Here is a 17,458-nt window from a genome sequence, read left to right as displayed (position 1 = left end):
GCTGACGCATGTCCGGCGCTTCGGTTATCATCGCGCTTTCCCGCAGCACATCTCCCATGACCAAATACGTCTTCGTTACCGGCGGTGTCGTGTCCTCCCTGGGCAAGGGCATCGCCGCGGCCTCGCTGGGGGCCATCCTCGAGTCCCGTGGCATCAAGGTCACGCACCTCAAGCTCGACCCCTACATCAACGTCGATCCGGGCACGATGAGCCCGTTCCAGCACGGTGAAGTCTTCGTCACCGAAGACGGTGCGGAAACCGACCTCGACCTCGGCCATTACGAGCGCTTCACCAGCGCCAAGATGAGCAAGCGCAACAACTTCACCACCGGCCAGATCTACGAGTCGGTGCTGAAGAAGGAACGCCGTGGTGAATACCTCGGCAAGACCGTGCAGGTCATCCCGCACATTACCGATGAGATCAAGACTTACGTCCGCCGTGGCGCCGAAGGCGCCGACGTCGCGATCGTAGAGGTCGGCGGCACGGTGGGCGACATCGAGTCGCTGCCCTTCCTCGAGGCCATCCGCCAGATGGGTTTCGAGGAGGGCCGTCACGGCACCTGTTTCATCCACCTCACGCTGCTGCCCTACATTCCGACCGCCGGCGAGCTCAAGACCAAGCCGACCCAGCACTCGGTCAAGGAGCTGCGCGAGATCGGTATCCAGCCCGACATCCTGCTGTGCCGCGCCGACCGTTCGGTGCCAGAGGACGAGCGGCGCAAGATCGCGCTGTTCTGCAACGTGATGCCCGAAGCGGTCATCGAGTGCCTGGACGCCGATTCGATCTACAAGATCCCCGGCCAGTTGCACGACCAGATGCTCGACCAGATCGTCTGCCACAAGCTCGACATCCTCGCCCGTGCGGCCGATCTGTCGGTGTGGGAGAAGCTGATCCATGCGCTGGAGAACCCGAAGCAGACGGTCAACGTCGGCTTCGTCGGCAAGTATGTCGATCTCACCGAGTCCTACAAGTCGCTGATCGAGGCGCTCAACCACGCCGGCATGCACACCGAGTCGAAGGTGAAGATCCACTACATCGACTCCGAGGATATCGAGCGCGACGGCTGTGCCGTGCTGCAGGCCATGGACGCGATCCTGGTGCCGGGCGGCTTCGGCAAGCGCGGCACCGAGGGCAAGATCGCCGCCATCCGTTACGCGCGTGAGAACAAGGTGCCCTACCTGGGGATCTGCCTCGGCATGCAGCTGGCGGTGGTGGAGTTCGCACGCGACGTCGCCGGCATGCAAGACGCGCATTCGACCGAGTTCGAGCGTGACACCCCGTACCCGGTGATCGGCCTGATCACCGAGTGGAAGGACCGCACGGGCAAGATCGAGAAGCGCACCGAAGCGTCCGACCTCGGCGGCACCATGCGCCTTGGTGGCCAGCTCTGCCAGCTCAAGGACGGCACGCTGGCACGCCAGATCTACGGCGCGGCCGAGATCATGGAGCGCCACCGCCACCGCTACGAGGTCAACAACACCTTGCTCGCCAAGCTCGAAGAGAAGGGGCTGGTGGTGTCGGGTCGCGCGCCGGTGACCGATCTGTGCGAGATGGTCGAGCTGCCTGCCGATGTCCATCCCTGGTTCGTCGGCTGCCAGTTCCACCCTGAATTCACCTCCAACCCGCGCAAGGGCCACCCGCTGTTCACCGCCTACGTGAAGGCGGCGATCGCGCGCAAGCAGGCTGCGGCCTGAAGGAGCGAAGCATGAACCTCTGCGGTTTCGAAGTCGGTCTGGACAAGCCGGTTTTCCTGATCTCCGGTCCCTGTGTGGCCGAGTCCGAACAGATGTGCCTGGACATCGCCGGCCAGATGAAGGAGATCTGCGCCGAACTGGGCATTCCCTACATCTTCAAGGCGTCCTACGACAAGGCCAATCGCAGCTCGGGCAAGAGCTTTCGCGGCCATGGCCTGGACGCCGGCCTCAAGATGCTCGAAGCGGTCAAGCGGCAACTCGGCCTGCCGGTGCTGACCGATGTGCACACGATCGAGGAGATCCCCACCGTTGCCTCGGTGGTCGACGTGCTGCAGACGCCGGCCTTTCTGTGTCGCCAGACCGACTTCATCCACGCGGTCGCGGCCAGCGGCAAGCCGGTGAACATCAAGAAGGGCCAGTTCCTCGCCCCGGGCGACATGAAGAACGTCGCCGACAAGGCGAAGGAGGCCAATGGTGGCGCCGACACCATCATGGTGTGCGAGCGCGGCGCCTCCTTCGGTTACAACAATCTCGTCTCCGACATGCGCTCGCTGGCGATCATGCGCAACACGGGCTGCCCGGTGGTGTTCGACGCCACCCACTCGGTGCAGCTGCCGGGCGGGCAGGGCACGGCCTCGGGCGGCCAGCGCGAGTTCGTGCCGGTGCTGGCGCGCGCCGCGGTCGCGGTGGGGGTGGCCGGTCTGTTCATGGAGACCCATCCGGATCCCGCCAAGGCGCTGTCCGACGGGCCCAATGCCTGGCCGCTGCCGAAGATGAAGGCGCTGCTGACCACGCTCAAGGACATCGACACCCTGGTCAAGCGCCAGGGCTTCCTCGAAACCAGCCTTTGAGAACAGATTCGGCGAACGTCCGGTATCGCGCAGGCTGATATGGGCTATCGCCAGACCTCGCGCATGAAGCGAGGTCGATGCGTCAGCATAGACAGGCTGTCGGTCCGCGCGTCCCGCTGATCGATTCGAATCCTCCGTTAAGCAACAGGACTACACATGAGTGCAATCGTTGATGTGATCGCCCGCGAGATTCTCGACTCCCGCGGCAACCCCACCGTCGAAGCCGACGTGCTGCTGGAATCCGGCGTGATGGGCCGCGCGGCGGTGCCGTCGGGCGCCTCCACCGGCTCGCGCGAGGCGATCGAGCTGCGTGACGGCGACAAGTCGCGCTTCCTCGGCAAGGGCGTGCTGCGCGCGGTCGAGAACGTGAACACCGAGATCGCCGAAGCGATCATCGGGCTGGATGCCGAGGAACAGGCCTTCATCGACCGCACCCTGATCGAGCTCGACGGCACCGAGAACAAGTCGCGCCTGGGCGCCAACGCGATGCTGGCGGTGTCGATGGCGGTGGCCAAGGCCGCCGCCGAAGAGGCCGGCCTGCCGCTGTACCGCTATTTTGGCGGCTCCAGCCCGATGGTGATGCCAGTGCCGATGATGAACGTCATCAACGGTGGCGAGCACGCCAACAACAGCCTCGACATCCAGGAATGCATGATCATGCCGGTGAGCATGGGCAGCTTCCGCGAGGCCCTGCGCTGCGGCGCCGAGATCTTCCAGCACCTGAAGAAGATCGTTGACGCCAAGGGCTATCCGACCACCGTCGGTGACGAGGGCGGCTTCGCCCCCAACGTCTCGGGTACCGAGGAAGCGCTCAACCTGATCCAGGAAGCCATCGTCGCCGCCGGCTACGTGCCCGGCCAGGACGTGCTGCTGGCGCTCGACTGCGCCGCCAGCGAGTTCTACAAGGACGGCAAGTACGAACTGAGGGGCGAGGGCCTCTCGCTCACCGCCGAGGGCTTCACCGACTACCTCGAGACCCTGTGCGACAAGTTCCCCATCGTGTCGATCGAGGACGCGATGGCCGAGGGTGACTGGGACGGCTGGAAGATCCTGACCGAGCGCCTGGGCAAGCGTGTGCAGCTTGTGGGCGACGACCTCTTCGTCACCAACACCAACATCCTCGCGCAGGGCATCGAGCAGGGCGTGGCCAACTCGATCCTGATCAAGATCAACCAGATCGGCACTCTGACCGAGACCTTTGCTGCCGTCGAGATGGCCAAGCTCGCCGGCTATACCGCAGTGATCTCGCACCGCTCGGGCGAGACCGACGACTCGACCATCGCGGACATCGCCGTGGGCCTGCGCGCGATGCAGATCAAGACCGGCTCGCTGAGCCGCTCCGACCGCATCTCGAAGTACAACCAGCTGCTGCGCATCGAGGAAGATTTGGGCGACACCGCCTTCTATCCGGGCAAGCGCGCGTTCTACAACCTGCGCTGAGCAGGAAGCGTGACGAGGCCGGCGGCCAACACCGCCGGCCTCGTCGTGTTTGCCCCAGCCGCTGCCGGGCCGATGCAGCGGAGATCCGCCCCCTACCGTCCGCACTGCCGGCCGCGAACCCGAACCCGACCTCCAATCCATGCGCTGGCCGATCCTCATCCTGACCGCACTCGTCGTGCTGCTTCAATACCCGCTGTGGTTGGGCAAGGGGGGCTGGCTGCAGGTGTGGGAAGTCGACCGCCAGTTGCACACCCAGCGCGCCGAGAACCTGCGCCTCGAGGAGCGTAATGCCAGCCTGGAGGCCGAGGTGAATGACCTCAAGTCGGGCAATGAGGCCATCGAGGAGCGTGCCCGCTTTGAACTGGGCCTGACGAAGCCGGGGGAAATCTACGTCCAGATCCCGCAGCGCTGATGGGGCCGCGTGGCGTGCTCGTGGCCGCGCGCTCAGCAGGCGCCCGAGGTGCAGTCCTTCACCGCGGCGAGGCTGTCGCGTGCCGCAAGCAGCGTACGCGCGCCATCGATGCGGGTGGCGAAGTAGCGGTTGTCGAGGCGCTCGACCCTGACCCGGCCGCGGCTTGACGGCGCATGGACGAAGCGGCCGTCGCCGATGTAGACACCCATGTGCGAATGGCGACGCTTGAGCGTGTTGAAGAACACGAGGTCGCCCGGCTGCAGCTCGGCCACCGCGATCGGCCGCGTGCGGTCGGCAATCTGCGCCGCGTTGTGCGGCAGGCTGCGGCCGCTGATGTTCTCGACGATGTAGGCCACCATGCCGCTGCAATCCAGACCGGCTTCGGGGTTGCGGCCACCGAAGCGGTAGCCGGTGTCGAGCAGGCCGAGCGCGAACAGCACCATCTCGCGCGCCTGCGTTTCTTCTTCGAGGGTGAAGTAGGGGCCGGCCATGGGGCTGGCCGGCGGTGGCGCCGGCCGCACGGCCGATGGCGCAGGCGTGGGTGTCGAGCTGCAGCCTGCCAGCAGGGCGAGGGCGAGCAGGCTGGCGGCCAGAACGGGCGCGGCGGGCGCGCAGCGATGCATGGCGTTGCGGTGCGACGTCGTCATGGCCGCAACGATAAGCCAGTCCGGCCTTGCCGGTCCAGTCTGCAGGCGCTACGGCATGCTCGAAACGCTCAGTCGAGCAGCTCGATGCGTCCGTTGACATGCACGGACACCATGCTTTCGCCGCCCTCCAGCGGTGCCGGGGCCGCCTCGGCCACCATGGCGGTCGCACGCATGCGCGGCATGATCGGCGGTTGCATTCCGCTGTCTCCCACCGACAGGCTGGCGATGCGATAGCGCTTGCCGAAGCTGCCGGCAATCAGGGCCGCGCGGCGCTCGAAGGCGCGCAATGCCGCGACGGTCGCCTCGTCGAGGGCGGCGCGACGGGTTTCCGGCGCCGGCTGCATGACGATCTGGGACAGCGCGAGGCTGGCCTGCAGGGTGCCGACCAGTTCGGACATCGCTGCCAGGTTGCCGCTCTCGAGCTGGATCTCCGAGCGCATGCGCCAGGATTCGATGCGGCCCTGGCCATCCTTTGCATAGACTGGCCAGGTCGAGGTGTTGCCCGATTGCGCCTTGATGTCGGTGTGTGCGCTCGCCGTCTGCAGCGCGGCCGCGATGTGCCGATTCACCTCGCGCGCCACCGCAGCCGGGTTGGGTCCATGGTGCTCGGCGTAGAGCACAGCAACCGCCAGGTCATTGGTCGCGGCCTGGCTGGCTTCGGCGGAGAAGTCAACCGTCTGCGGGCGCGCGGTGGAGTCGTCCTCGGCGGCCATGGCTGGGGCGCCGAAGGCCAGCGCGGCAGCGAGCAGCAGGGCAGGGGAAAGCGGGCGCAAGCGATACATTTCAACGATCTCCGAAACGAGGGGCAGACGAGGGGGGCGCATGCCCACCGTGGGCGCTGCGTGAGGTGCTGACTCCCGCTCATCCTGGCAGCTTCCGCGCCGCGCCGCGGCGCGAAGGCGTTTCAGCGTGTCTCGGCCGCGATGACGCTGGCCGGGTCGATCGCGCACAACTCGTCGGCATACAAGCGGGCGTTGTCGACGTAGTGCTGGGCGTTCCACTTAAGGTGCTCGATCTCGTCATCGGTGAGGGTGCGGATCACGCGGCCGGGCGAGCCCACCACGAGCGAGCGGTCGGGAATGACCTTGCCTTCGGGAATCAGCGCATTGGCGCCGATGATGCAGTGGCGCCCAATCACGGCGTTGTTGAGGATCACTGCGTTGATGCCGATCAGCGAACCATCGCCGATCGTGCAGCCATGCAGCATCGCCATGTGGCCGACGGTGACGCCGCTGCCGATGGTGAGCGGCACGCCGTCGTCGTTATGCAGCACCGAGCCGTCCTGGATGTTGGTGTCGTCACCGATGGTGATCGGGTCGTTGTCGCCGCGCATCACCACGTTGTACCAGATGCTGACGTTGCGGCCCGCGGTCACGGAGCCGATCACGGTTGCATTGTGCGCGATCCAGCTGCCGGCGCCGAAGCGGGGTCTGCGGTCGCCAAGGGCATAGATGCTCATGCTTGTTCTCGCTATGGATGTCTCTTGCCGGATGCTCACGGCTGTCGGGGGGCGCATGATAGCAATTGCACTGCAGCATGCAAACACTGGATCTGCAGCGATGTCGCTGATCCGACGGGGATTTTGCGCCTCATCACCCCGGTGCTACGATGCTCGCCGCAACCGGAAAACCTTCATGCTCAGCTACCGCCACGCCTTCCACGCCGGCAATCATGCCGATGTACTCAAACACCTGGTCCTGCTCGAACTCCTTGGCTACTACAACCGCAAGGAGAAGCCGTGGTACTACATCGACACCCACGCCGGTGCCGGCTGCTATGCCCTGCACAGCGAGCAGGCCGACAAGACCGCCGAGTTCGCCGAAGGCATCGCGCGGCTGTGGGGCTGCGACGACCCGCCCGCGCCGATTGCGGCCTATCTCGCCGCGGTGCGCCAGTTCAACCCGCACGGCCGGCTGCTCTTCTACCCCGGTTCGCCGGCGCTGGCGATGACGCAGGCACGCGCGCAGGACCGTCTGCGCCTGTTCGAGCTGCACCCGGCCGACTTCGAGTCGCTGCAGCGCACCTTCAACACCGAACAGGAGCGCGTACAGGTGCGTCGTGCCGACGGCTTCGGCGCGCTCAAGGGCTTGCTGCCGCCGCCTTCGCGGCGCGCGGTGGTGCTGCTCGATCCGCCCTACGAGCTCAAGGAGGATTACCGTCGCGTGGTCGATACCCTGCGCGACGCGATGCGGCGCTTCCCCAACGGCACGTTTGCCGTGTGGTACCCGATGCTGGCGCGCGCCGATGCGCGCGCACTGCCCGAGCGTCTGGCCGAACTCGGTGCGGAGAGCTGGCTGGACGTCCGCCTCGCGGTGCGGCAACCCGCCCGGGACGGCTTCGGCATGTTCGGTAGCGGCCTCTATGTGGTCAATCCGCCCTGGGTGCTGCCGCAGCGCCTCGAGCTCGCGCTGCTCTGGCTGGTGGAGCGTCTCGGCGTCGAGCCGGGCGCGGGTTTCGACCTGGAGCACCACATCGAATGACGACGCCTCCCGCCACCGATGATGCGCTCATCGAATTGCGCACTGCGCTGCGCCGCTTTGCCGCCGAACGCGAGTGGGACGTCTTTCATACCCCCAAGAACCTTGCCATGGCGCTGGCCGGCGAGGCGGGCGAGGTGATCGAGCACTTCCAGTGGCTGAGCGCCGAGCAGTCGGCGGCGCTGCCACCCGACACGCGCGAGGCCGTTGCCCTTGAACTGGCCGACGTGCTGCTCTACCTGGTGCGGCTTGCCGACAAGCTCGATGTCGACCTGGCCGAAGCCGCGCGGCGCAAGATGGACATCAACGCCAAGCGCTATCCGGTCGAACTGGCCCGCGGGCGTGCGTTGAAGTATCAACAGCTCTAGCCTCGCATGCGCACGCTTGCCAGGGCGGCGGCATCGGCCCCGGCCCCGTCAGCGCCGACCCTCAGCGCGGAATTCATTGGCCCATCACATGTTCGGATTGGGCGGCCGCAATTTTTCTGAAACAATACGCGCTTTCGCATTTACCGGACGTCCAACGTGGACCTGCAGCACATCAGCGATATCGAACGCGCGGCGCACCAGGGGCGGGGCGAGGTCTTCCGCCTCGGCATGGGCGTGCTCTTCATCGTCGGGGTCATGTTCTACTCGGCGCTGCGCGGTTCGGGCGAGGGCAGCCTGACCCTCGTGATGGCCGCGATGATCGGCGGCTACATGGCGATGAACATCGGCGCGAACGACGTCGCCAACAACGTCGGCCCGGCCGTCGGCTCGAAGGCGCTGACGCTGGCGGGGGCGCTGGTGATCGCAGCAATCTTCGAGGCGGCCGGTGCACTGATCGCCGGTGGCGAGGTGATCAGCACGATCCGCGGCGGCATCATCGACCCGTCGCTGCTGCCCGACTCCAACACCTTCGTGTGGGTCATGCTCGCCGCCCTGCTGGCAGGTGCGCTGTGGCTCAACATCGCCACCGCGGTGGGGGCGCCGGTGTCAACCACGCATTCGATCGTCGGTGCGGTGCTCGGCGCCGGCATGGCGGCGGCGGGGCCGGGCATCGTGGCCTGGGGCACGATGAGCAGTATCGCGGCCAGTTGGGTCATCTCGCCGCTGCTCGGCGGCCTGTTCGCCGCCGGCTTCCTCTATCTGGTCAAGCGCAGCATCACCTACCAGGTCGACATGGCCGAGGCGGCGCGCCGCATGGTGCCGGTGCTGGTGGGGTTCATGGCGTGGACCTTCGCCACCTACCTGATCCTCAAGGGCCTGAACAAGGTGTGGAAGGTCGGCTTTACCGGTGCCGTGCTGTACGGGCTGGCGGTCGGTGTGGTGACCTTCTTGCTGGTGCGCAGGGTCCTGCGCGGGCGCAGCGGCATCGTTGCCAACACCAAGCAGAGTGTGAACAAGCTGTTTACCGTGCCGCTGATCTTCGCCGCGGCCCTGTTGAGCTTCGCCCACGGCTCGAATGACGTCGCCAACGCGGTCGGACCGCTGGCGGCGATCGTCGATGTCGTCACTTCGGGCGGCGAGTTCCACAGGGACGCGCCGATTCCGACCTGGGTGATGATGGTAGGCGCGATCGGCATCGCGCTTGGCCTGGCCCTGTTCGGGCCCAAGGTCATCCGTACGGTGGGCTCCGAGATCACCGAACTCGACCAGATGCGTGCCTACTGCATCGCGATGGCGGCGACCATCACCGTCATCATCGCCAGCCAGCTCGGGCTGCCAGTGAGCTCGACGCACATCGCGGTCGGTGGCGTGTTCGGCGTCGGCTTCCTGCGCGAGTACCTCAAGAGCAACTACGACCGCATGCTGTCCGAGATCAAGGCCCATCACCCCGAGGGCGATCTCGCCGCAATCGAGGCCTTCGTGGCCCGCTTCGAGAAGGCCTCGGTCGAGGAAAAGGGTGCGATGCTGAGGGATCTCAAGGAGCGCTCGAAGAAGGCCCAGGATCCGGCGCATTTCTCCAAGGTTGAGCGCAAGGGGCTGAAGAAGGTCTATCGGCGCGAGCTCGTCAAGCGCTCGCAACTGATGCGCATCGCCGCCGCGTGGATCATCACGGTGCCGGCTTCCGCGCTGATGGCCGCCATCCTGTACTTCACCATCCGCGGCATGATGCTGCAGTGATCGGCAGCGGCGCAGGCCCGGTGGGCGGCACATGACACTGGCGGAACTCGTCGTACTGGTGCTGCTTGCGGGGGGCGTGTGGTTCTGGTTCGACAGCCTGAAGGCGCGCGAGGCCGGGATCGAGGCCGCGCGCCGGGCCTGCCTGCGTGAAGGCGTGCAGTTTCTCGACGAGACCGTGGTTGGCCGCGGTCTGCGGCTCGCGCGCGACGAGCGCGGGCATGCGGTGCTGCGGCGGGCCTTCGAGTTCGAGTATTCGTCGAGCGGTGATGATCGCTACCCGGGCGCAGTGGTGCTCGAGGGCCGCGAGGTGATCCTGGTCGATGTCAGCGCCCACCGGCTGGCCCGGCGCGCCGTGGTGATCAACCTGCACTGAACGCCGTGCACCGGCGGCGTCAGCTGCGTCGGCTGTCGATGGCGCGCAGGAACTCGTTGCGCGCCTGTTCCGAGCGCTCGAATTCGCCGGCAAAGGCTTGCGTGATCACGCGCTCGTCGCCGCGCCTGTCCTCGCCCAGCAGCAGGCACAGCTGCTCGGCCTCGATCACGCAGGCCGCACCCGCCGCACGGCCGTGGGTCATGAGCGCATCGGCAATGTCGCGCGTCATCCATTCCTGGTAGGTGAAGCGGTGCCCGATCGCATCGACCAGGCGGGCGATGCGGCCAAAGCCGTGCAGGCGGCCGCCGGGCAGGTAGGCGACGTGGGCGACGCCGCGGAAGGGGACCAGGTGGTGGGGGCACACGCCATGCACCGCGATGCCGCGCACGACGACCATGTCGCGCCGCGCGTCCTCGAAGCCCTCGCCAAGCACGGCGGCCGGGTCGAGATCGTAGCCGCCCAGCAGGCGGCGCTGCCAGAGCTCACGCACGCGCATGGCGGTGCGGCCGGTGTGCGAGGTGTCGGGGGCGATGCCGCAGGCCTTGAGCAGATCGGTGACGGCCTGCTCGAAGGCCACCGGGTCGAAGTCGCCGCTGCGTGCGATGCCGATGGTGCCCGGTGGTGGCGCAGCGGGATGGTCGTGGTCGTGGGGGTTCATGCCGGGTTCCGCAGCGATGCCTGCTTGCATCAGAGCCCCGATGATACGCGCAAGCCGCCGCGCGCTGTGTTCAGGCGATGAACACCGGGTCGGAAAACACCAGCGTCCCGTCCTTGCGCATCATCAGGTTGTTGGCGTTGAGGATGTCGGGCAGCACCTGGTAGTCCTCGACGAAGTCCGACAGCGCCTTGATGGCCTGCTGCAGGCTATCGCTCGCCGAGAGCGGGTTGACCGTCATGTGATAGAGGGCGATACGGCCCATGTCGGCGCCGAGCCGGCTCCATTGTTCGCACGCTGACCAGTAGAACTCGATCAGGCGACGCGCCAGCACGCCTGCGGGGGAGGCCTCATCGAGCGGGTAGAGCTTTTCCATCTCGATCAGGTGCAGCGGATAGCCCGACGTGGCGCGACCGATGATGCCGTGGTCGGCGTGGATGATCGGGAAGTGCTGTCCGCGCGGTCGATCGTCGGCGGTGTACAGGAAGTAGTCAGCGGGCGAGCTGACGACCTTGTACACCCGTTCGCCGTCGCCCTTGTCGAGCACGATGGAATACTCGCCACGACCGATCTCGGATTTGCCTTCCAGCAGGGGATGGGCGGGCACCGGGTCTGGCAACAGGATGGCCTGCCTCCCCAGCCTTGCACGTGCCGCCTCGAGATCGATCATGGCGCCTCCTGTCGCTTACGCCATGATGTTATAGCCGGCGTCGACGAAATGCACGCCACCGGTGATCAGGCGTCCGGCATCGGAGACGAGGAAGGCGGTCAGCGCGCCGATGTCCTCGGGGGTGACCAGGGCGTGCATCGGCGAGCGCTCGACCGCCGCGGCCATCAGGCCGTCGAAACCGGCGATACCCGAGGCGGCGCGGGTCATCAGCGGGCCGGGCGACACCGCATTGACACGGATGGCCTTCTGGCCGAGCTCGGCCGCCATGTAGCGTGTCGCCGCCTCCAGCGCGGCCTTGCACAGGCCCATCACGCCATAGTTGGGAATGACCTTTTCCGAGCCGAGATAGGTCATGCTGACCAGGGCGCCGCCGCCGGCCTTCACCATCAGCGGTTCGGCCTTCTTTGCCAGGCGCACGAAGGAGTGGGTGGACACGTCCATTGCCAGTGCGAAGCCGTCGGCCGAGGTGTCGACGACGCGCCCGTGGAGGTCGTCACGCTTGGCGAAGGCCATGCTGTGGATGGCAAAGTCGAGCTTGCCGTGACGGGCCTCGATCTCGGCAAACGCTGCGTCCATGGTTTCGGGGCGGGTGACGTCGAGCAAGAACACATCGTCGACGCCCAGGCGGTTGATGATCGGCTCGATGAAGGCGCGCGTCTTGTCGTTCTGATAGGTGATGACCAGCTTCGCGCCGGCCTGGGCGCAGGCTTCCGCGACGCCGGTGGAGATGGACTTTTCGTTGGCGATGCCGGTGATCAGGCCGACCTTGCCTTCGAGATTGATGATCGGGGTCATGATGGAGTCCTCGCTGTTCGTCGGGTGTTGCTGCATTGCAACACGAGTGGATCGGGAGCGCACTGTATCCGAATAATGTGATGTTTCGTGACATCGGATACAGGCTTGCACTACTGGGTTTGCAGTATATTCTGCAATGCAGCATCGATCGACAACAGGCCCGGATTTTGTGCCGCGCAGAGAGCAAGATGACACGCAAAGCGTATATTTTCATGGACTTCGACGGCGTCACCCATCCCTGGGGCGAGGTCGAGGATTTCCGCTGCCTGCCCTTGATCGAGGCGGTGGTGCGCGAATTTCCGGAGTCCCGCATCGTGATCGCCTCTGATTGGCGCATGCTGTTCTCGATGCAGAAGCTGGTCGCGCGCTTCTCTGAGGACATCCGCCCGCAGATCGCCGGGGCGACGCCGCACATGCTGCCCAAGAGCGGTGCCGAGCTGCACGGGCTGCGTGAGCGCGAGGCCATGCTGTGGCTCGCGCAGCACGAGGCCAACCCGCGCGAAGCCGCCTGGTGTGCGCTCGACGATGCGCCGGGCAACTGGCTGACGCGGTCGCGGCTGATCCTCACCGACTTCAAGCGCGGCTTCACCGCCGAGGACGCCGAGGCCTTGCGGCGCACGCTCAACGGATTTCGCAACGGCGGCTCGACGCAGCTCGAGCCCGGCGTCACCTCGCTGTGGGAGCGCTACATCGCCTGATGCCGTTTGCGGCCGGCCGCTGCGGGGAAGGCTTCGTTGCCACCTGGGAACGATGCCGGCACAATGCGTCCCCACCCCCACGAACGCCGAGGCGCCGCGATGCGCAATCCACAAGCCCCCCTGCCGGTCGACCCGCTGGCGACGCTCGTCGACGGCGACGGCCAGCGCCAGGCCGCCCGTCTCGCGCAGGAAGCCTTCGCGCGCGTGTTCCGGCTCAGCGTCGCGGAACCGGACGAAGTCCGCCATCGCGGCGTGAGTCAGCTGCGCAGCGACCTCGTCGACTGGGTTGCCCGCGCCGAGGAGGAGGACGGCCGTGCGCTGCGCATGGCCTTGCTGCTGTCGGGCATGGACCAGTGGGGCCTGGCGTGGACGCAGGCCTTTGGCCTGGCTGCGATCCCGGGTCTGACCGAACTCATCGGTGCGCTGCGCACCGGGCTCGATGCCAGCGCCGAGGCGCGTTTCCTGCGCCAGTTCGAGGCCATCGCGGCGGCCGAGGAGAACGCGATTGACTTCAAGGTTGAGTTGCGCCGCGGCGTGCACCTGGCCTTGTGGCATTCGTCGATCGTGACCGAGGACCGCGACGAGGCGCTGCGACTCGCGGCCCAGCTCGGCAGTCAATTGCTCGCCCTGGTGCGCGACATGCCGCTCGCCGGCTGGCGGTTGGTGGCGGACGCGCTTGCCTTCATCCAGATCCGCTGCCTCGCCGACGGCCTCGCCGCCGACGGTATCGGTCAGGAGGCCACCCAGGCCTTGTTCGGCGCACTGGCGCGCGAACTGCCCAAGGACAGCCGCGACCTCGTCATGGCCCATTCTGCGCGTGCGGTGATGGCCTGGCAGCAGGCCAATCGCGGCCCGGAGCAGATCCACTGATGGCACTCAAGGCCACCATCTTCAAGGCCGACATCCAGATCGCCGACATGGATCGCGGCCACTACGCGGACTACAGCCTGACGCTGGCGCGACACCCGTCGGAGACCGACGAGCGCATGATGGTGCGCCTGCTCGCCTTCGCACTGTTCGCCGATCCGATGCTGGCCTTCGGCAAGGGGCTGTGCGTGGATGACGAGCCCGACCTGTGGCAGAAGGACCTGACCGGGGCGATCGAGCGCTGGATCGACGTCGGCCAGCCTGACGAGAAGTGGGTGCGAAAGGCCTGCGGACGTGCGCGGGAAGTGGTCGTCCTGACTTACGGCCGTGCGCTCGAGGTGTGGTGGGCGGGTGCGCGGGCCAAGCTCGAGCGCCAGGCATCGCTCACCGTGATCGAGCTCGCGCGCGAGCAGAGCGCCGAGCTGGCGCGCCTGGCCGAGCGCACGATGCGCCTGCAATTCACCATCCAGGAGGGCCAGGTGTGGGTGACCAATGGCCGTGACTCGGTCGTGATCGAGCCGCGCACCTTGCTCGCCCCCGGGCTGGCCTGACACCGCCGCGACCCGCGCCGGCGGGTCGGCTCAGCACCGCGGCGAGGTCCTGGCGGCCCCTTCCTGCTCCTCGTCCTCGTCCTCGGTCGACGGCCGCGTGTCCGCGGTGTACCAGGCCACCCAGCCGAGCACATGCGCGGCCGGCATCGGCCGGGCGATGCCGAAACCCTGGCCGAGGCGGCAGCCGAGCGTGGTGAGGGCGGCCGCGTGCGCTGGCGTTTCCACGCCCTCGGCGATGACTTCACGGCCGAAGGCTTTGGCGAGCTGGATCACGCCCTGCACGATGGCGCGGTCCTCGGCGTCGTCCAGCATGTCGATCACGAAGCTGCGATCGATTTTCAGCAGGTCGACCGGCAACTGGCGGAAGTGCTTGAGCGAGGCATAGCCGGTGCCGAAGTCGTCGAGCGCGAGGCGGATGCCGAGGCGGCGGCAGGCGTGCAGCACCTCCAGTGCCGACACCATGTCGTCGATCGCGGTCGACTCCAGGATCTCGAGCTCGAGCCGTGCCGGCGGGATGCCGGGGTGGCGCTGCAGGGCGCTGCGCACCGTGTCCACGAAACCGGGCTTGAGCAGGTGGTTGGCGCCGACGTTGATGCTGACCGAGATGTCGAGGCCGGCTTCGCGCCAGCGCTCGAGCTCGTTCAGTGCGCTGTCCATCACCCACTCGCCCATCGCAGCCTCGAGCTCGGTGCCTTCGACGTCGGGGAGAAAGTGCGCGGGCGCGAGCAGGCCTTGTTCGGGATGCTGCCAGCGGATCAGTGCCTCGGCGCCGATCATGCGGCCACTGGGCATGTCGACCTGGGGCTGGTAATGGAGCACGAACTCGCGCTCGCGCAGGGCCTGCTCGAGACGCAGGCAGCGCTTCTGGCGGTTGGCCAGATGCTGCTCGACGGTGGTGTCGAAATGCTGGATGCAGTCGCGCCCGCGCTGCTTGGCGCGGTACATGGCCTGGTCGGCATGGCGCAGCAGGGTGTCGGGGTCGACATCGTCCTCGGGAAAGCAGGTGACACCGATGCTCGCCGACACGCTGACCCGGTCCCGGCCGAACTGCATCGGCTGCCGGATCGCCTCGAGGATGCGCGCCAGCACCGCGGTGCCGTCCATGTCCTCGAGCAGCAGCACGAACTCGTCGCCGCCCAGGCGCGCCACCGTGTCGCTGGCGCGCAGCAGGCCGTTGAGGCGGTCCACGATCTCGACCAGCAGCCGGTCACCGGCCTCGTGGCCGTACTGATCGTTGATCGGTTTGAAGCCGTCGAGGTCGATCACGCACACGCCGAGCGCCTTGCCGGTGCGGCGCGCATGCGCGATCGCCTGGCGCAGGCGATCGTCGAGCAGGCGGCGGTTGGGCGCCCCGGTGAGGGGGTCGAAGTAGGCGATGCGGTTGAGCTCTTCCTCGTGCAGCTTGAGATGGCTGATGTCGGAGAACAGGCCCACGTGGTGCATCACCCGCCCGTCGCCGTCGCGTACGCGGCTGATCGACAACATCTCGGCGAACTCGGTGCCGTCCTTGCGGCGGTTCCACAGCTCGCCCTGCCAGTGGTCGGTCTGCTGCAGGCTGGACCACATGTTGCGGTAGAACTCGCGCCCCTGCCGCCCCGAGTTGAGCAGCGCGGGCGTCTGGCCGATCACTTCGTCGCGGGTGAAACCGGTGATGCGGGTGAAGGCCGGGTTGGCATCGATGATGCGGTTGTCGGCATCGGTGATCAGGATCGCCTCGTAGCTGCTGGCGAACACGCTCGCCGCCAGGCGCAGCTTCTCCTCGTTGAGTTTGCGCCGGCTGATGTCGAGCTGGGCACCGATCAGCAACAGTGCGCGTCCATCGGGCGCGCGCGTGACGACGTGGCCGCGATCGTGTACCCACAGCCAGCGACCGTCACGGTGCCGCAGGCGCAAGTCCTGCTCGTAGCAGGCCAGTTCGCCTGCGATGTGGCGTGCAAGTCCGCGCTCGAACTGGTCGACGTCGTCGGGATGGACCAGGGCGCGCCAGGCGGCACGGTCAAGCACGAGGCTGTCCTCAGGGGCGAGGCCGAGCATGTCGGCCCAGCGCCGGTCCACGCGGTACTCGCCGCGCGCGAGCTCCAGCTCCCAGCTTGCGGCGCCTGCCGCCTCGACCACGTTGCTCAGATAGTGATGCTCGAGGTCGATCTGCTCGGCCAGACGACGCGACTGCTGGTGGGCGCGCATGAGCTGGTGATGGCTTTGCGCGACGCGTGCCAGCAGCAGCAGGATGGTCACCACGGCCAGGCCGAGGATAAGGAACCAGAGCTGGTAGCGCACCAGGACATCGCGCCAGGTGAAGCTTGGCGTGCTGTCGAAAGGCGGCAGGCGCAGCGTGCGCAGAAGGTCCTCTACGACGGCGTAGTCGGCCGGGACGGTGAAGCCATGAATGCCGGCGGCACGCGCGGCGGGATGTTCCGGCGGGAGCATGAGGGCGAGCGAGGCGATCCTGCGCACGGCGGCTTCGTCGGCGTGGGGCAGGGCGACCAGGGGCCACTCCGGATACAGCCCGGTCGACGACGCATAGGGAAAGCCCGGCAGCTCGCGGCGGTTGATCACTTCGAGCAGGTGGAGGTCGGTGCGACCTTCGCGCGCGAGTTCCTCGATGAGGCCGGTGCGCACGAAACCCGCCTCGACCTCACCCGACAGCACGGCATCGATCACCCGGTCCTGGTACTGCGTCAGGGCCTTCAATCTGAGCGCATGCGGCGCGATCCCGGCGGACAGCAGCTCATGGGCCTGGGCGGCAAAGGTGCCGAGGAAATTGGCGCTGGTGGTGCCAACCAGGCGACCGCCGAGATCGCCGAGGGCGCGAATCGCCGCGTTGTCCTTGCGTACGACGATGACGCCGCCGAAACGCCCGACGGGCACGCCATGTTCGTTGTTGACCTGGGTCGCGATCGCCCCCGAGAGCGCATTGTCGACCCGCAGCGCGACAAAATGTGCCGGGTTGGTGAGCACCAGATCGAGCTCTCCGCGCGTCAGCGCGTCCTTCATCTCGGCCTGCTCGAGCACCCGCAGACGAACGGCGACGCCGTCCAGGTTGGCGTTGAGATATGCGACAAAGGGCGTCCAGGCCTGCTCGATGGCGACCTTGGGTCGATGGGCGAAGATGCCCAGGGTCAGCGCTTGCGCGGCGAAAGCCGGCGCCTGGAGAGCACACAGGCCCGCAATCAGCGCCAGCATGCGCACGATGGCTGACATCATTCGCACGCCAGGGGGATGC

18 protein-coding genes are annotated in these 17,458 nt (G+C 67.0%); 11 read left to right on the top strand and 7 right to left on the bottom strand.

Annotation, left to right across the window (positions count from 1 at the left end):
- Positions 1-56: 56 nt before the first annotated feature.
- From ACMV5O_RS13135 to ftsB, 4 genes are all read left to right on the top strand, one after another.
- Entirely contained in the window at positions 57-1,694 is a 1,638-nt protein-coding gene (locus ACMV5O_RS13135; RefSeq protein WP_416163869.1) for a CTP synthase, read from the top strand.
- Between the two features lie 11 nt (positions 1,695-1,705).
- Positions 1,706-2,545 (top strand): 3-deoxy-8-phosphooctulonate synthase, encoded by an 840-nt coding sequence (kdsA, locus tag ACMV5O_RS13130; protein WP_416163868.1) that lies wholly within the window; start codon positions 1,706-1,708, stop codon positions 2,543-2,545.
- A gap of 156 nt (positions 2,546-2,701) precedes the next feature.
- Complete coding sequence (gene eno, locus ACMV5O_RS13125; RefSeq protein ID WP_416163867.1) at positions 2,702-3,985, top strand: phosphopyruvate hydratase; 1,284 nt, start codon at positions 2,702-2,704, stop codon at positions 3,983-3,985.
- Between the two features lie 139 nt (positions 3,986-4,124).
- A complete protein-coding gene (gene ftsB, locus ACMV5O_RS13120) occupies positions 4,125-4,397 on the top strand; it encodes a cell division protein FtsB (protein ID WP_416163866.1) in 273 nt (90 codons plus the stop codon).
- 32 nt (positions 4,398-4,429) lie between these two features.
- Here ftsB and ACMV5O_RS13115 read toward each other — a convergent pair whose 3' ends face one another.
- From ACMV5O_RS13115 to ACMV5O_RS13105, 3 genes are all read right to left on the bottom strand, one after another.
- Entirely contained in the window at positions 4,430-5,020 is a 591-nt protein-coding gene (locus tag ACMV5O_RS13115; RefSeq protein ID WP_416163904.1) for a C40 family peptidase, read from the bottom strand.
- Between the two features lie 92 nt (positions 5,021-5,112).
- Positions 5,113-5,826: an SIMPL domain-containing protein gene (locus ACMV5O_RS13110; protein ID WP_416163865.1), complete on the bottom strand. Its 714-nt coding sequence runs from the start codon at positions 5,824-5,826 to the stop codon at positions 5,113-5,115.
- Between the two features lie 122 nt (positions 5,827-5,948).
- Entirely contained in the window at positions 5,949-6,503 is a 555-nt protein-coding gene (locus ACMV5O_RS13105) for a gamma carbonic anhydrase family protein (RefSeq protein WP_324538001.1), read from the bottom strand.
- Between the two features lie 175 nt (positions 6,504-6,678).
- On the opposite strand from ACMV5O_RS13105, the gene ACMV5O_RS13100 reads away from it, so the two are divergent.
- From ACMV5O_RS13100 to ACMV5O_RS13085, 4 genes are all read left to right on the top strand, one after another.
- Complete coding sequence (locus ACMV5O_RS13100) at positions 6,679-7,524, top strand: 23S rRNA (adenine(2030)-N(6))-methyltransferase RlmJ (RefSeq protein WP_416163864.1); 846 nt, start codon at positions 6,679-6,681, stop codon at positions 7,522-7,524.
- Positions 7,521-7,889, top strand: coding sequence for a nucleotide pyrophosphohydrolase (locus ACMV5O_RS13095; protein ID WP_416163863.1), 369 nt, complete (start codon positions 7,521-7,523; stop codon positions 7,887-7,889). The genes ACMV5O_RS13100 and ACMV5O_RS13095 overlap by 4 nt, the downstream gene beginning before the upstream one ends.
- A gap of 156 nt (positions 7,890-8,045) precedes the next feature.
- On the top strand, positions 8,046-9,626 hold the full coding sequence (locus ACMV5O_RS13090; protein WP_416163862.1) for an inorganic phosphate transporter: 1,581 nt from the start codon (positions 8,046-8,048) through the stop codon (positions 9,624-9,626).
- Positions 9,627-9,657: 31 nt separating this feature from the next.
- A complete protein-coding gene (locus ACMV5O_RS13085) occupies positions 9,658-9,999 on the top strand; it encodes a DUF3301 domain-containing protein (RefSeq protein ID WP_416163861.1) in 342 nt (113 codons plus the stop codon).
- A 19-nt stretch (positions 10,000-10,018) separates the two neighbouring features.
- Here the strand turns inward: ACMV5O_RS13085 and folE are convergent, their stop codons facing one another.
- The 3 genes from folE to fabI form a co-directional block, all read right to left on the bottom strand.
- Positions 10,019-10,657: a GTP cyclohydrolase I FolE gene (gene folE, locus ACMV5O_RS13080; protein WP_416163860.1), complete on the bottom strand. Its 639-nt coding sequence runs from the start codon at positions 10,655-10,657 to the stop codon at positions 10,019-10,021.
- A gap of 70 nt (positions 10,658-10,727) precedes the next feature.
- Positions 10,728-11,324 carry a hypothetical protein gene (locus ACMV5O_RS13075; RefSeq protein ID WP_416163859.1) on the bottom strand — a complete coding sequence of 199 codons (597 nt, stop codon included), beginning with the start codon at positions 11,322-11,324 and terminating at the stop codon, positions 10,728-10,730.
- A 15-nt stretch (positions 11,325-11,339) separates the two neighbouring features.
- Positions 11,340-12,119, bottom strand: coding sequence for an enoyl-ACP reductase FabI (gene fabI / locus ACMV5O_RS13070; protein ID WP_324538008.1), 780 nt, complete (start codon positions 12,117-12,119; stop codon positions 11,340-11,342).
- Between the two features lie 188 nt (positions 12,120-12,307).
- Here fabI and ACMV5O_RS13065 point away from each other — a divergent pair, with 188 nt between their 5' ends.
- From ACMV5O_RS13065 to ACMV5O_RS13055, 3 genes are all read left to right on the top strand, one after another.
- Entirely contained in the window at positions 12,308-12,817 is a 510-nt protein-coding gene (locus ACMV5O_RS13065; RefSeq protein WP_416163858.1) for an HAD domain-containing protein, read from the top strand.
- A gap of 99 nt (positions 12,818-12,916) precedes the next feature.
- Entirely contained in the window at positions 12,917-13,687 is a 771-nt protein-coding gene (locus ACMV5O_RS13060; protein ID WP_416163857.1) for a hypothetical protein, read from the top strand.
- Positions 13,687-14,235 carry a YaeQ family protein gene (locus ACMV5O_RS13055; RefSeq protein ID WP_416163856.1) on the top strand — a complete coding sequence of 183 codons (549 nt, stop codon included), beginning with the start codon at positions 13,687-13,689 and terminating at the stop codon, positions 14,233-14,235. The genes ACMV5O_RS13060 and ACMV5O_RS13055 overlap by 1 nt, the downstream gene beginning before the upstream one ends.
- Before the next feature lie 30 nt (positions 14,236-14,265).
- Here ACMV5O_RS13055 and ACMV5O_RS13050 read toward each other — a convergent pair whose 3' ends face one another.
- Positions 14,266-17,439: an EAL domain-containing protein gene (locus ACMV5O_RS13050; protein ID WP_416163855.1), complete on the bottom strand. Its 3,174-nt coding sequence runs from the start codon at positions 17,437-17,439 to the stop codon at positions 14,266-14,268.
- Positions 17,440-17,458 lie beyond the last annotated feature (19 nt).

The sequence above is a fragment of the Thauera sp. WH-1 genome (assembly GCF_047806685.1).
GTDB lineage: Bacteria > Pseudomonadota > Gammaproteobacteria > Burkholderiales > Rhodocyclaceae > Thauera.
The sequence above is the reverse complement of the archived record's forward strand: the minus strand, read 5'-3'. Positions and strand labels throughout refer to the sequence as shown.

Coding starts and splice junctions, on each gene's coding strand:
- ACMV5O_RS13135 (WP_416163869.1), top strand. CDS start 57: ATGACCAAATACGTCTTCGTTACCGGCGGTGTCGTGTCCTCCCTGGGC.
- kdsA (WP_416163868.1), top strand. CDS start 1,706: ATGAACCTCTGCGGTTTCGAAGTCGGTCTGGACAAGCCGGTTTTCCTG.
- eno (WP_416163867.1), top strand. CDS start 2,702: ATGAGTGCAATCGTTGATGTGATCGCCCGCGAGATTCTCGACTCCCGC.
- ftsB (WP_416163866.1), top strand. CDS start 4,125: ATGCGCTGGCCGATCCTCATCCTGACCGCACTCGTCGTGCTGCTTCAA.
- ACMV5O_RS13115 (WP_416163904.1), bottom strand. CDS start 5,020: ATGCATCGCTGCGCGCCCGCCGCGCCCGTTCTGGCCGCCAGCCTGCTC.
- ACMV5O_RS13110 (WP_416163865.1), bottom strand. CDS start 5,826: ATGTATCGCTTGCGCCCGCTTTCCCCTGCCCTGCTGCTCGCTGCCGCG.
- ACMV5O_RS13105 (WP_324538001.1), bottom strand. CDS start 6,503: ATGAGCATCTATGCCCTTGGCGACCGCAGACCCCGCTTCGGCGCCGGC.
- ACMV5O_RS13100 (WP_416163864.1), top strand. CDS start 6,679: ATGCTCAGCTACCGCCACGCCTTCCACGCCGGCAATCATGCCGATGTA.
- ACMV5O_RS13095 (WP_416163863.1), top strand. CDS start 7,521: ATGACGACGCCTCCCGCCACCGATGATGCGCTCATCGAATTGCGCACT.
- ACMV5O_RS13085 (WP_416163861.1), top strand. CDS start 9,658: ATGACACTGGCGGAACTCGTCGTACTGGTGCTGCTTGCGGGGGGCGTG.
- folE (WP_416163860.1), bottom strand. CDS start 10,657: ATGAACCCCCACGACCACGACCATCCCGCTGCGCCACCACCGGGCACC.
- ACMV5O_RS13075 (WP_416163859.1), bottom strand. CDS start 11,324: ATGATCGATCTCGAGGCGGCACGTGCAAGGCTGGGGAGGCAGGCCATC.
- fabI (WP_324538008.1), bottom strand. CDS start 12,119: ATGACCCCGATCATCAATCTCGAAGGCAAGGTCGGCCTGATCACCGGC.
- ACMV5O_RS13065 (WP_416163858.1), top strand. CDS start 12,308: ATGACACGCAAAGCGTATATTTTCATGGACTTCGACGGCGTCACCCAT.
- ACMV5O_RS13060 (WP_416163857.1), top strand. CDS start 12,917: ATGCGCAATCCACAAGCCCCCCTGCCGGTCGACCCGCTGGCGACGCTC.
- ACMV5O_RS13055 (WP_416163856.1), top strand. CDS start 13,687: ATGGCACTCAAGGCCACCATCTTCAAGGCCGACATCCAGATCGCCGAC.
- ACMV5O_RS13050 (WP_416163855.1), bottom strand. CDS start 17,439: ATGATGTCAGCCATCGTGCGCATGCTGGCGCTGATTGCGGGCCTGTGT.